General features: G+C 59.6%; 10 protein-coding genes. 6 read left to right on the top strand and 4 right to left on the bottom strand.

Annotated elements, in window-relative coordinates; genetic code table 11:
• Positions 1-66 precede the first annotated feature (66 nt).
• From DTF_RS0108505 to DTF_RS0108490, 4 genes are all read left to right on the top strand, one after another.
• Complete coding sequence (locus DTF_RS0108505; protein WP_051361171.1) at positions 67-1272, top strand: hypothetical protein; 1206 nt, start codon at positions 67-69, stop codon at positions 1270-1272.
• Between the two features lie 87 nt (positions 1273-1359).
• Entirely contained in the window at positions 1360-1911 is a 552-nt protein-coding gene (locus tag DTF_RS22675) for an FMN-binding protein (RefSeq protein WP_051361170.1), read from the top strand.
• Positions 1908-2396, top strand: a complete 489-nt coding sequence (locus tag DTF_RS0108495; protein ID WP_027714979.1) for a hypothetical protein — start codon at positions 1908-1910, stop codon at positions 2394-2396. Before DTF_RS22675 ends, DTF_RS0108495 begins: the two co-directional genes overlap by 4 nt.
• A gap of 256 nt (positions 2397-2652) precedes the next feature.
• Positions 2653-4920, top strand: coding sequence for a GspE/PulE family protein (locus tag DTF_RS0108490; RefSeq protein ID WP_027714978.1), 2268 nt, complete (start codon positions 2653-2655; stop codon positions 4918-4920).
• A 64-nt stretch (positions 4921-4984) separates the two neighbouring features.
• Here the strand turns inward: DTF_RS0108490 and DTF_RS22670 are convergent, their stop codons facing one another.
• The 4 genes from DTF_RS22670 to polA form a co-directional block, all read right to left on the bottom strand.
• Entirely contained in the window at positions 4985-5626 is a 642-nt protein-coding gene (locus DTF_RS22670) for a hypothetical protein (RefSeq protein WP_051361169.1), read from the bottom strand.
• Positions 5627-5782: 156 nt separating this feature from the next.
• A complete protein-coding gene (locus DTF_RS0108480) occupies positions 5783-6682 on the bottom strand; it encodes an acyltransferase (protein ID WP_027714977.1) in 900 nt (299 codons plus the stop codon).
• Between the two features lie 108 nt (positions 6683-6790).
• On the bottom strand, positions 6791-7435 hold the full coding sequence (locus DTF_RS0108475; RefSeq protein WP_035056349.1) for a class II aldolase/adducin family protein: 645 nt from the start codon (positions 7433-7435) through the stop codon (positions 6791-6793).
• A gap of 74 nt (positions 7436-7509) precedes the next feature.
• On the bottom strand, positions 7510-10185 hold the full coding sequence (gene polA, locus DTF_RS0108470) for a DNA polymerase I (protein ID WP_027714975.1): 2676 nt from the start codon (positions 10183-10185) through the stop codon (positions 7510-7512).
• Positions 10186-10566: 381 nt separating this feature from the next.
• On the opposite strand from polA, the gene gspC reads away from it, so the two are divergent.
• Both gspC and gspD read left to right on the top strand, forming a co-directional pair.
• Positions 10567-11463, top strand: coding sequence for a type II secretion system protein GspC (gene gspC, locus DTF_RS0108465; RefSeq protein WP_027714974.1), 897 nt, complete (start codon positions 10567-10569; stop codon positions 11461-11463).
• Positions 11464-11489: 26 nt separating this feature from the next.
• Positions 11490-13574 (top strand): type II secretion system secretin GspD, encoded by a 2085-nt coding sequence (gene gspD / locus DTF_RS0108460; RefSeq protein WP_162148620.1) that lies wholly within the window; start codon positions 11490-11492, stop codon positions 13572-13574.
• Positions 13575-13580: the final 6 nt, after the last annotated feature.

Raw genomic sequence — 13580 nt, 5'->3', positions numbered from 1 at the left:
TGCGACGCAGGGCTCGCGGCCGCGGCAAAAACAGCAATCCATTTAATCACAGCAAGGAGAAATGAAATGTTCAATCGTCTACTGACAAGCACCCTGGTATTGATGAGCCTGCTGGCCCTCCCCGTTGCGGGTTCGGCCGCAACGATGGAGGAGTTGGAGCGGCGACTCGATATCGTCACCCAGGAACTGCAGACCCTGAAACACGAATCAGCTGTAACCGGCGAGACCGATTACTCTTCGAACTTCGGATTCGGCCCGGCCGCCTCCAAGGTCTACAAGCTCAACAAGGGACTCTCCATCGGCGGCTACGGCGAAGGCCACTTCAGCAATCTCGTCAGCGACAAGGGAGCCAGCAGCGACACCGCCGACATGCTGCGCGCCATTCTCTATGTAGGATACAAATTCACCGACCGCATCATCCTGAATACGGAAATCGAGATCGAGCATGCAAACGAGACGTTCGTCGAGATGGCCAGTCTCGACTTCCTCCTGCATGAGAAGATAAACCTGCGCACCGGTCTTCTCCTTGCCCCGGTGGGGATTACCAATGAACTCCACGAGCCGACCCTCTTTCACGGCAACATGCGCCCTTACGTGGAGAGCGAAGTCATCCCCAGCACCTGGCGGGAGATGGGCGCCGGCGCCTTTGGCAAACTTGCGGAAAACCTCGAATACAAACTCTATGTGATGAACGGCTTTCAGGGCGCCGACTTCACCAGTAAGGGGCTGCGCGGCGGACGGCAGAAGGGTTCCAAAGCCAAGGCCGATGACTGGGCCCTGGTCGGCAGCCTCGCTTATGAGCCGGTCCTCGGCCTCAATCTCGGCGGCAGCTTTTATGTCGGCGACAGCGGCCAGAAGGAAGTCCTCGAAGCCGATGGCGATAAAGCAGACGTCTTCACCGAAATCTATGAAATTCATGGCCAGTACAAAGTCGCCGGTCTCGAATTCAAGGCGCTCGGCACAATAGTCCAGATCGACGACAACGAACTGATCGGCGCGAACGTCCCCGAGGAGATCACGGGCTGGTACGGAGAGGTCGCCTACGATGTGATGCCGCTGCTCGCCCGGGGAACCACCCAGTATCTGGCGCCCTTCTTTCGCTACGAGGATGTCGACTACAAGGGGAACAACGAGGATCTCGATCTTTACAACGTCGGCATCAGCTACAAGCCGATCCCCAACGTGGTTCTCAAGGCCGACTACCGCAATTTCGACAAAAAGGTCGGCGACAAGGCCGACGAGCTGAATCTCGGTTTCGGCTACATCTTTTAACTTCTGGAACTTCTCTACTTATTAATTGCCTCCTGCCGGGAGATGCTGATCCCATCTCCCGGCCATTTTTGCCGGCGGAGCCAGCCCATGCTGATCAGACCTCTTGAAATCGTCATCGCCTTCACTCTCGTTCTGGCCGCCTTCGGCAGCATTGCACAAGGCAAGGTTTACCTCCCCAAAGACGACGCTCTGCAACTCGCCTTTCCCGGCGCGGACAAAATCGAAACGACCAATCTCTACCTCACCGAAGAGGAGATGAAAGAGGTGACCCGGGCCTCCGGAGCAACCGTCGACTCGGCTCTGTATATGCTTTATGTGGGGAAAAGGGGAAATGAGGTTCTCGGCTACGCCGCGATCGAGGCGGCGACGGTTCGGACACTGCCGGAGACGGTGATGGTGGTGATGAACCCGGACGGGTCCGTGGATTTCGTCGAGATACTGGCTTTTTTCGAACCGGAGGAATACAAGCCGTCGAAGCGCTGGCTCGACCAGTTCCAGGGGGAGAGGCTCAGTGCCAATTTACGCGTCGGCGGCGACATCCAGGGGCTGACCGGCGCGACCCTGTCGGCCCAGGCGATCACCCGTCAGGTGCGCAAAAGCAGTGCCATGCTGCGGCTGTTTCTGGAACGCCGGCCATGAGAGTGATGATGTCCGGTCCCGGCAGCCGCCCCCTCGGCAGAACCATTCTGCTGTTTTTCTACGGCTATTTTCTTCTCCACTGGGCCACAGGCATTTTCATGTTCCGGGAGAAGCTCGGATTCAGCTACGATTCGGTGGTGCGCTATTATCTCGGCGACCCGGAGATGTTCATGAATCCGCGCAGCTTCATCGGTCTGCTGGAGGTGACCCACTTTCATCTCTTCGCCATGGGGCTCTTTTTCGTCGTCTTCAGCCATCTGCTCCTCTTCTCTCCTTTTCGCGAAGGGCTCAAGGGAGTAATCATCCGACTTCTGGCCGTAGCGATCCTGGGCGACATGGCGGCAGGATGGCTGGTGCGCTATGCCGGCGCACCTTTCGCCTGGCTCAAGCTCGGCGCCTTCTGGCTGCTGCAGGGTACTTCCCTTCTTTTGCTTCTGGGGCTCCTCCTCTCCCTGTTCAGCAAAGACCGCCACAAAAGCACCTGAATGCAGGCAGGCCGCGTTCACGCCTGTTCAACCCACCTTTCCGGAAATTCCAGAACGAGCTTATCCGCTCTCCACCGCGGCGACCTTTTCCCGAAAGAACCGTCCCCGAAGCTGTGCTCTTTGTGATGGAAAGCAAGAATGCCTTGTGAGATAATATCGCCACTTCGGTGAGCAGGTTTTTGGGCCGCAGCGAGTTGTTTCGCCTCTGGTGAATAGCGGATTTCCCCTATCGCCAGTCACAGTCAGGATGGGTCGCATGGAAAAAAGGGTGGTGCTGAAATTCATGGACGGTCACGAGGAAAGAGGCGTCCTCGTCCGTCCCTTCCGTCCGCCGGAACTTCAGGTCGAGGCCGTTCTGGAGCAGGACGGCAGCCGGCACGTCTTCCCCATCGATGAGATCTGCTGTCTCTTCTTTACACAGAAAGGGAACTGGAGTCCCTCTCCGGGGGAGGACGAATTCCACGAGGAGGTCGAAACGATCCACGGCGACTGTTTCCCAGTTCGCACCTTCGGCGAGAATTCCAAGAACGAAGGCTTCTTCGGCTTCCCGATCGGTGCGAATGCCCCCTATGGCTGCATATTCTTCGCCCGCCACGGCATCCGCTCACGTCGACAGAGACACCTTCTCGGACACATTCTCGAAAAAAAAGGTCTGGTCACCCCCTCGGCGATGGAGGAGGTGCTGCAGGAACAATCCCTGCTGCGCAGCCGCCGGCTCGGCGAGATCCTCGCCCAGCACAACAACCTTACCCAGGCATCCGTGGAGCAGTCGATTCTGGATGCCGAGCAGTCTCGTAAACTGCCGCCCAACGCCCGCGTGGGCGATATACTCATCGCCACCGGCCTCGTCACTCGCGAGCAGGTCGAAGAGGCGGTGGCTAATCAGGAACGCGGCAAGAAGAAGCGGCTCGGCACGCTGCTCATCGAGCGGGGTCTGATTACCGAGGATCAACTCCTTTCCGCGCTGGCTACCAAATTCCGGCTGCCCTTTATTGATCTTGAAGATGTGGTGCCCACCGACGAGGCCTTGGGGGCGCTCTCCCGAGGAACTATATTCCGGCTCCAGGTACTGCCGATCGAAACCTACGGACGCACATTGGCTGTGGCCACCTCCTCACCCACCGACCCGAGTCTCGGCGACAGCCTGCGTTTCATCAGCAATTTCAATATCGATTTCGTCGTCGCGCGCCGGCAGCAGATCGCCGACGCCATTCGTAGACACTATGGCGAGAATGAAGAGTCGGTCGAAGATCTGCTCGACGAAATGAGCGGCGATGAGATCGCGGTGGAGAGCGAGGACGAAGAGGTCCCGCTGCTCAGGGAATCGGACTCGAAGATCATCACCCTCGTCAACCGCATCCTGGTCGACGCTTATCACAAGGGGGCTTCGGATATCCATTTTGAACCGGGCATGGGCGCCCGCGATCTGCAGGTGCGCTACCGTATCGACGGTCTCTGCAGACCGATGCATCGAATCTCCGCCGCCTACAAACCCGCCATCGTCTCTCGGGTCAAGATCATGGCCAGACTCGACATTGCCGAGCGGCGCCGGCCGCAGAGCGGCAAGATTCTGTTGCGTTTCGGTCGCAAGAAAGTCGAATACCGGGCCGAAGTGACCCCGACAGTCGGCGGCATGGAGGATGTGGTCCTGCGGGTCCTCTCCTCTTCGCGTTCCCTGCCGCTGAAGGAGATGGGCTTCTCCGCCGGCAATCTCGACAAGTTCGCACATCTGCTCAACCAGCCTTACGGAATCATCCTCTGCGTCGGGCCAACCGGCTCGGGCAAGACGACTACCCTGCACTCCGCACTCGGCCGGATCAACACCCCCGACCGGAAGATATGGACGGTCGAGGATCCGGTGGAGATCACCCAGGCCGGGCTGCGTCAGGTCCAGGTCGACGCCAAAATCGGCTTTACCTTTCAATCCGCCCTGCGCTCGTTTCTCCGTGCCGACCCGGACGTCATCATGATCGGAGAGATGCGCGATACCGAAACCGCCAAAACAGCCATCGGCGCTTCGCTGACCGGCCACCTGGTCCTCAGCACCTTGCACACCAACAACGCTCCGGAGACAATTACCCGCCTGATCGAAATCGGCATGGATCCCATCAATTTCGCCGATGCCATGCTCGGCATCCTGGCCCAGCGGCTCACCCGAAGGTTGTGCACCGACTGCCGCAAGCCATATCATCCCGATCGCGCCACATACGAACAACTGGTCGAGGCTTACGGGGCGAAATGGTTCAGCCCCCACGACATGCCGGACTACTCCACCGACCTGGTCCTGATGAAAAAGACAGGCTGCGACGCCTGCGGCGGCACCGGTTACCGGGGACGGTTGGCAATCCACGAGCTGCTGGTCAACTCAGAGCCTATTCGGGAGCTGATCAAAAGGACATCGCGCGCCGAAGTGTTGCGGGCGGCCGCCATCCACGAGGGGATGCGGACTCTGCGCATGGACGGAGTGTGCAAGATCTTCGACGGCTTGACCGATCTGGAGCAGATCACCCGCGTGTGTCTCTGATTCGGACATAAACTCCCGAATAAAAACAGGCCGCATCCGCGGCCTGTTTTTATTCGACTTCCTGTCATTCACCTGCCTGATTCCCCTCCTCAGCGGGCGGCGCTCCCCCTTCCGCGGGCGGCACTGCTCCCGCCGGTGGAGTTGTCGCCGGTGGAGCTGCCGTTCCGGGAGGGGCCTTGGCCGCCGGCGGTGTCGTGCTTGCAGACGGCTCGTACACGAACTCCCACTGGCTGTATTTCTCTTTATCCTTTAACTTTTCGTTTTCCTCTGAAAAACCGTCCTTTTTAAAGGGTTCCAGATCGCTGGAACTGCGCACACCGATGATCCCGCCGGTACCGGCACTGGCTGTCACCGTCCCCCCCACCGTCCCCCCCTGGCGGATGAGCACCCAGTCCTCCCCGGTCATGGGATCTTTATAGAGCTTCCGGATATGGCGCAGCGTCTGCGGCGAGCGGGGATCCTTCAGCAGATCCTCCAGCCTCGTGGGAAACGCCGCCTTGGTTCCGCCGTGCACCATTTTGTAGTAACTCCCGATGGCGCGGCGGTACTGGTCACCGCGGAAGAGGAGTTCCTTCTCCTTGGCCTGGTGCACGACCGTCCGCCAGGTGGAGCCCGCTATCCCCAGCGAGAGCCCGAGGATCACGACGATGACCAGGACCACGACGAGGGTGACGCCCCGCTGATTTTGGATATGAGAAGAAGGCATCCCGCTCCGAATCATTTCTATAAAGCAGTCTCAAGCGCCGCGACGGCGCAACGAAAATCAAAACATCTTTGTGGTTTGAACCGGCCCGGTTTCCCCGCAAGGGGCTGTTTGGCAGAATTCAATTTACCCCAAACCGGCGGCGAACACAAATAGCTGTTACTCCAACTGACGCAGAAACCCTTCGATCCGCGCATCCTTCTCCCCCCACAGCTCCCCCATCCACTTATTAAAACCCTCGCGGCACCGGGGATCGGCCGGGCAGTTCCCCGTCCGCAACTCCGGCGGAATCGGGTGGGGTTGCACCCGGACGACCGCCCGGGAGATGCGGCCGGAGAGGAAATCCCAGAAGGTCGGCCGTCCGTCGGGGTAGACGATGGTCACATCGAGGAGGGAGTCGATCCTGTCTCCCAGTGCGGCCATGGTTGCCGACAGGCCGCCGGTCTTGGGGCGCAGGAGGTGGCGGTAGGGGGATTGCTGCACGTCGTGCTTTTCGGGGGTGAAGCGGGTCCCTTCGGGGAAGATGACGATGGCGGCGGCGGCCTGGCGGAAACGCTCGCAGGAGCGGCGGACCGTCTCCAGGTCCCTGCCGCGCAGCTCCGGGTGCTTTTCCAGAACCTCCCGGGAGTAGCGCTCGACAAAAGGAAAATCGAGGGCCCGCATGGCTACCCCCAGAAAGGGAAGCCGGAGCAGCTCCTTTTTAACGAAGAACTTCAGTGAAGGAATGCGGCCGTGGAAAAACTGCTGCAGCACAATGATGTCCACCCAGGACTGGTGGTTGCAGACGAGCAAATACCAGCCTTCGCGCCGCAGCCCCTCCTTTCCCCGGACGTCCCATTCGATCTTCTGGGTAAGGCGGATAACGACCCTGAGACCCCAGACCCACCCCTGCGCCAGGCCGGTCATGGCGCGGGCGCAGATCCGCTGGAAGACCTGCAAAGGGAAAATGACCTTCAGCAGGGCCAGGGCATATACCGGCAGGCACCAGAAGATGGTGTTGATCAGGTAAAGGAGCAAGGAAAGGCCGGCGAGCAGGATTGGAGGAAGAAAGTGGAGCATGAGACAATCCAATCTAAACGGTTTCACGCGGAGGCGCGGAGACGCGGAGGGAAATTCTGAGTATTTGAAATTCTCCGTGTACTCCGCGGCTCCGCGTGAGTAAAGATTCTAGAACTGAAAAGCCAGGGCGAGATGGCTTACCAGCACCGTTCCGGCCTCCTCGGCGGTGTGGCCGAAGGCGACGAGGCCGTCCTCGTGGCCTCCCATGGCGAAGATCCGCCCCTTCCGAACGGAAGGTTGGAGCAACAGCCGCCGCACTTCCCCCGCCATATCCGGTGTGCCGTAGGCCGCTTTCTCGTTGGTGAGAGGGATCTTCAGCTCCCGGGCGCGGCGCCAGATCTCCGGTGAGTGGACGTGCATGATGAAGCGCAAGGAGGAGTCGGCCTGGTACAGGGTGCCGTGGGTGAGCGCCTCGGAGGAGGGGCGGATGGGCCCCTCGGCAACAACGCGGTTGCGCTCCGGTTCGCATTCCGTCACCAGGGCATAGTGATCCTCGTTGAGATCGGTCAGGCCGCCGGTCTGGGTGCCGCTGATGACGAACCTCCGCCTGGACGCCGGCGCGTCGAAGGGCTCGAGGAGACGGCTGATGTTGCCGTATCCCAGGCCGTCGTAGCGCTCCGGATCCTGTCCGGTGAGACCGAGCAGGTGGAGAATCCGTCGCCAGGCGTTGATCTCCCGCAGATCCTCCGGGGGGAGCGGCGGCGCCGAAGTGAACTTCAGGTCGAATTTGATGACGCCTTCCTGATGGGGCACGGCTAAACCTCGGATGACTGATTATCGGAGTTGATTCCCCCTCCCATCAATGGAGGGGAGAAAACCGGGACATGTTAATGTGCCTCGCGCCAGTTGTTTCCGATGCCGATATCGACCACCAGGGGAACATCCAGACGAACGGCCCCTTCCATTTCCTCCCGGACGAGGGTCCTGACTTTTTCCAGTTCGTCCCGCGGGACATCGAAGACCAGTTCGTCATGGACCTGTAGCACCATCTTGGCTCTTAGTCCCTCATGTTCCAGACGCCTGAAGACCCTCACCATGGCCACCTTGATGATGTCGGCGGCCGACCCCTGGATGGGGTAGTTGATGGCGTTTCGCTCGGCGTAGTCGCGGATGTTGCGATTGGGGCTGTGGATCTCGGGGACGGCGCAGCGTCGGCCGAGGAGAGTGGTCACATACCCTTTGGCCCGCGCCTCCTCCTTCTTGCTATCCATGAACCCGAGCACCCCCGGATAGCGGGCGAAGTAGTTGTCGATGAAGACCTGCGCCTCCTTGCGCCCGATTCCCAGGGCCTTGGCCAGACCGAAGTCGCTCATCCCGTAAATGATACCAAAGTTGATGGTTTTGGCCTGGCGACGCATCTCTTCGGTGACCATCTCGGGAAAGACGCCGAAGATCTCGCTGGCGGTTCGCCGGTGGATGTCCTCATTGCGCTCGAAGCTCTCGCTGAGCACCGCCTCGCCGGCCATGTGCGCCAGGACGCGCAGCTCCACCTGGGAGTAGTCGGCCGAGAGGAGGACGTTCCCTTCCGCCGGGATGAAGGCCTCGCGGATCCGGCTCCCCTCCTCTGTTCGGATAGGGATGTTCTGAAGGTTCGGCTCGCTGGAGGAGAGCCGGCCGGTGGCTGTGACGCTCTGGTTGAAGGAGGTATGAATGCGCCCGGTCTCCGGGTGGATCAGTCTGGGAAGAGCCTCGGTGTAGGTGCCGCTCAGCTTTGCCAGGGAGCGGTAATCGAGGATGCGGGCGCAGACCTCGTGCTCCTCGGCCAGTTTGGTCAGCACATCGACGTCCGTCGACCATCCCGTCTTGGTCTTTCTTCCCCGGGGAAGCCTGAGCCGTTCGAAAAGGACCTCGCCGAGCTGCTTGGGGGAACCGACGTTGAAAGATCCGCCGCAGATATCGTGAATCTTCTCCTCCAGCACCTTGAGCTTGGCCTGAATCTCCCGGGAGAGGCCTCCGAGAAATTCGGGGTCGATGCGCACCCCGGTCCATTCCATATCGGCGAGGATCTCCAGCAGCGGCATCTCGATATCATGGAAGAGCTTCTCCTGGCCGCTCTCGACGATCATCGGTTCGAGCTTTTCGGCCAGACGCAAGGTGATGTCGGCGTCCTCGGCAGCGTAGACCGTCGCTTTCTCCACCTCGACTTCGGCGAAGCCGATCTGCTTCTTGCCGTTGCCGGTCATCTCCGAGTAGGTGATGGTCTTGTATCCCAGCAACCCGGCGGCCTGGGCGTCCATGCCGTGCGACTTGGCCGACGGGTTGGCGAGATAGGAGGCGATCATGGTGTCGAAGACGAGTCCGTGCACGTCGAGCCCCGCCCGGCGCAGCACCAGCAGGTCGTACTTGGCATTCTGGGCGATCTTCGCTTTGCCGGGATCGGACAGAACGGGGCGCAGACGATCCAGGACAAGCTTCCGGTCAAGCTGCTCCGGCACCCCCAGATAGTGATGGGACAGGGGAATGTACCACCCTTCTGCGGCACGGATGGAAAAGGACAGTCCAACCAGTTCGGCCCGCATCGGGGTGAGGCTGGTAGTTTCCGTATCGAAGGCGATGCGCGGGGCCTGCTCCAGTTCGGCCGTAAGGGCATCCAGATCCGCCTCGGTGAGGACCGTCCGGTACTCTTCGCCGGTGGCGCGAATATCGGAGGAAAATTCCTGCAGCAGCTTGTGAAACTCCATCTCCTTGAAGATGGCGGTCAGCGCCTCCCGGTCCGGTTCGCTGAGGATGAAGTCGTCGTAGTCTACCTCCAGGGGAAGGTCGCAGCGCAGGGTCACCAGGGCCTTGGACAGCAGGGCCTGGTCGGCGAATTCCCGCAGGTTCTCCTGACGCTTTTTCCCCCGGACCCTGTCGATGTTGACCAGCAGGTTCTCCACGCTGCCGAACTCCTCGATGAGGTCCCGGGCGGTTTTTTCGCCGATCCCCGGCACCCCGGGAATATTGTCCGAGCTGTCGCCGGCCAGGGCCTGAACCTCGATCACCTTGTCGGGGGAGCCGCCGAAGCGCTCCCTCACCTCCTCCAGCCCGGTGATTTTGTCCTTCATGGTGTCGAGCAGCCGGATGCGTTCGCTCACGATCTGCATCAGGTCCTTGTCGCCGGTGACCACGGTGACCTCCATGCCGCGGTCGGCGAAGCGCCGGGCCAGGGTGGCGATGATGTCGTCGGCCTCGAACCCCTCCATCTCCAGCACCGGCATCCTGAATCCCCGTACCACCTCCTTGATCACCGGGATCTGGGGGACCAGATCGTCGGGCATGGCGCTGCGGTTGCCCTTGTATTCGGGATAGATCTCCTTGCGGAAGGTGGGTCCCTTCGCGTCGAAGACCACGGCCAGATGGTCGGGGTGCTCGTCCCGCACCACCTTGAGGAGCATGTTGGTGAAACCGTAGACGGCGTTAGTGGCAAAACCCCTGGCGTTTGAAAGATGGCGGATGGCGAAGTAGGCCCGGTAGATGTAGCTGGAGCCGTCGATGAGATAGATGCGCTGGGGCTGGTCGGTCATGAAATGCCTCGTTCAGAAGAAGGAAAAACTGGAGGGCATTATTCCACGGAGCAGAAAGGGACACAAGAACTTAGAAGAACTTAGAAGAACGAAAACCAAAGGAGAAGGACGAAAACCAAAGGCGATTTGCCACCAAGGCACCAAGATACCAAGCAAGTCAAAATCGCTTTTGCAGTTCTTGGTGCCTTGGTGTCTTCGTGGCTAGTTATGGGTTTCCAGCAAGGGTGAGTGAGGATCATCCGCTTGTCGCATGCTGCCGCCGGCCAGTTTATGTTTTCATTAATTTACAGGGTTTTGCACCTTGATTTTTAATCGCTTTTTCCCTATGCTAACTCATTTAGAAGTTACAGAAATTTGACATCTTCTCGCTAGAGTTATTTGATGCTTGCATTCATCCAGAGACACTTCAGGGGAATATTCCTCCTTTTATTCGCCCTGCTAGGCATTTCGCTGGGTCACTTGATCTCTACGGCCCTCGGAATCCGACTCGTTCCATCCGGCCCCGAACGGGGAACGCTGTCGGAGGAACGTGCCGTCACACGGCAGAAACCGTTGCTTGCCGATTTCGAGATTGTTCTCAAGCGCAACATATTCAATTCCTCCGCCAGGGGGGCTACCTTCGATCTCCAGGAAACGGAGCCCGAGAGGGTCGCGGAGACAACGAAACCGGCAGCCAGGACCAACCTCAAACTGCTCGGCACCGTATCTGCCGAAGACGGTTCGCTGGCTATGATCGAGGCCAACCGTTCCATCGACATTTACCATATCGGGGACGAAGTTCCCGGAGGCGGCAGCATCAAGGAAATCACCCGGAACCTCGTGACGATACAAAATCGCGACGGCTCCATGGAGGTTCTTTCCCTGTATGAAACCGGGGCGCCAACCAGTCCGGCGCCCGCTCCGTCGTCCCCCCCCGCCGCAGCCTCGGAGGGGAACGAACAGATCAAACCGATCGGCGAAAACCAGTGGATGATCGATCGTCAGGTTGCAGAAGAAGCTCGAAACAATATTGGTGAACTCCTGAAGTCGGCCCGAATGGAGCCGAATGTGGTGAACGGGAATACGGAAGGTTTTGTGGTGAAGATGATTCAACCCGGATCGCTTTTGGCCAATTTGGGCATTCGGAAGGGGGACGTCATCATGGAGGTCAACGGGGTGGAGCTGGCAAGCCCTGAAAAGGCCCTGCAGATTTTTCAGCAATTGAGAGAAGCCAGACATATTTCCATCGGGCTGCAGCGGGACGGCGCTCCGATGAGTTTTGATTATGAGATCAATTAGTCCGCAGCAAATCGGGAGGTCTGCAAGTGATTATAAAAAGGTGGTTGAACGTTTTCCTGGGCACGCTGACGGCTTGCCTCCTGCTCTGCTCTCAGGGCGCCCTCGCAGCGCCCCCGGAGGCCCCTGCCCCCACCGGGCGAGCCGCCGGAACAGCAGAGAAGGGGACGGTTTCCCTTGATTTCAAGGACATCGAACTGGCCGATCTGATCCAGACAATCAGCGAATTGACGGGAAAAAACTTCCTCTATGATGAAACGGTCAAGGGGAAGGTCACTATCATCTCTCCGGACAGCATGTCGCTGGAGGAGGCGTACCAGCTCTTTCTCACGGTGCTGAACGTCAAGGGATTCACTACCGTTCCCTCCGGCAGCATCAACAAGATCATCCCTCTCAGAATCGCCAAGGAAACCAACCTGCCGACCATCACCGGCAGGGGCAGATCGACAGAGCAGGTCGTCACCCGACTGATCCAGCTGCAGAATATCGATGCCACCGAGATCGCGAATACGGTCCTGGCCCCCCTGATTCCCAAAACCAGCAATATCGTCGCCTATCCCTCCACCAATACCCTGATCATCACCGACAGCGCGGCCAATATCGAGCGTCTGGTCGAGATCATCCGGGAACTGGACGTGCCGACCGACCTGGACCTTCTGGCGGTCCTTCGCCTGGAATACGCCGATGCCGAGGAAGTGGCCAAAATCGCCACCCAGATCCTGACCGAAACAGCCGCAACCCCACGCCGTCGAGGCCGGGTCGCCGCAAACGTTCAGGCAGCCGGAGGTAAGGAACTCAGTAAAGTCCTGCCCTATCCCCGGACCAATACCCTGGTAGTCATGGCCTCGGCTGAAGACCTCGTCACCATCAAGTCCCTGATCGCAGAACTGGACCGGGAGCCCTCCAGCGAGCGCTCCCACATCAATGTCTATTACCTGGAGCATGCCGATGCCGAGACATTGGCCACAACCCTCAACGAGATCCTGACCGGAATCCGCGCCCAGGTCCCTCGTACCGGTCGCCAGGCGCAGCCTCCCGGCCAGCCTCAGCCGGCTACGGAGAACGTCAGCATCACCGCGGACAAGCCGACCAACTCCCTGATCATCAATTCCACTCCTGAGGACTACGACATCATCAAGGGGATCATCTCCAGCCTCGACATCAAGCGCAAACAGGTCTTTGTCGAGGCCCTGATCCTGGAACTTTCCATGGACGCCACCAAGCAGCTCGGCGCTTCACTGCAGGGGGCCGTGGCAACCGGATCCGACAGTGTCATATTCGGCACCAGCAACCTGAACACGGGTCCGGCCGGCATCGCCAGTCTTGCCCCCGCATCTGGGAGCACGGTTCCCACCCTGCTGACCCAGACCATCGACGGCATCCTGCTCGGCGGCCTTTTCAGCCCCATCACCGTCACCGGACCGGACGGCAGCGAGATCACCGTGCCCGCACTCTCGGCCCTGATCGATCTGTCCAAGACCGATAGCGACATCAACATCCTTTCGGCGCCGCGCCTCCTGACTTCGGACAACGAGGAGGCGGAGATCATCATCGGCTCCAACGTGCCGATCATCACCAGCCGCCTGACCGACTCGGGAAGTACCGGACTGGCCCAGAGCGTCTCCGTCGAGCGACAGGACGTCGCCCTGACGCTGCGCTTCACCCCCCAGATCACCGAGGGGAACCAGGTCCGCCTCAACGTCTACCAGGAGATCACCGACATCTCCCAAACCAGCGTGGGCGATGTGAATCAGGTTGGCCCGACCCTGACCAAGCGCCTGCTGCGAAACACGGTGCTCGCAGAAAACGGCCGGACCGTCGTCCTTGGCGGTCTGATCAGCAGCAATACCCAGCAGAGGATCTCCAAGGTCCCCCTCCTGGGGGACATCCCCTTACTGGGATGGCTGTTCAAGCGGAAGAGTAATGCGGAGAGAAAAACCAACCTGCTGGTCTTCATTACCCCGCAGATCATCAAGGACGCTTCCGATCTTGCCCAGGCCACCCAAAGGGCCAGGGGGGCCATGGAGCGTTTCAGGGACAGGGAAATGAGTAGAGCGCTGAAATCGGAAATCCTCGATACCGACCTTCTGCAATTCGATATGGAAAACAACTAAATACCA

This window comes from Desulfuromonas sp. TF (assembly GCF_000472285.1).
In the GTDB taxonomy this organism is placed as follows: domain Bacteria; phylum Desulfobacterota; class Desulfuromonadia; order Desulfuromonadales; family ATBO01; genus ATBO01.
The sequence above is the reverse complement of the archived record's forward strand: the minus strand, read 5'-3'. Positions and strand labels throughout refer to the sequence as shown.

Bases quoted from the DNA above. Each gene is read 5' to 3' on its own strand.
- DTF_RS0108505 (WP_051361171.1), top strand. From the start codon at position 67: ATGTTCAATCGTCTACTGACAAGCACCCTGGTATTGATGAGCCTGCTG.
- DTF_RS22675 (WP_051361170.1), top strand. From the start codon at position 1,360: ATGCTGATCAGACCTCTTGAAATCGTCATCGCCTTCACTCTCGTTCTG.
- DTF_RS0108495 (WP_027714979.1), top strand. From the start codon at position 1,908: ATGAGAGTGATGATGTCCGGTCCCGGCAGCCGCCCCCTCGGCAGAACC.
- DTF_RS0108490 (WP_027714978.1), top strand. From the start codon at position 2,653: ATGGAAAAAAGGGTGGTGCTGAAATTCATGGACGGTCACGAGGAAAGA.
- DTF_RS22670 (WP_051361169.1), bottom strand. From the start codon at position 5,626: ATGCCTTCTTCTCATATCCAAAATCAGCGGGGCGTCACCCTCGTCGTG.
- DTF_RS0108480 (WP_027714977.1), bottom strand. From the start codon at position 6,682: ATGCTCCACTTTCTTCCTCCAATCCTGCTCGCCGGCCTTTCCTTGCTC.
- polA (WP_027714975.1), bottom strand. From the start codon at position 10,185: ATGACCGACCAGCCCCAGCGCATCTATCTCATCGACGGCTCCAGCTAC.
- gspC (WP_027714974.1), top strand. From the start codon at position 10,567: ATGCTTGCATTCATCCAGAGACACTTCAGGGGAATATTCCTCCTTTTA.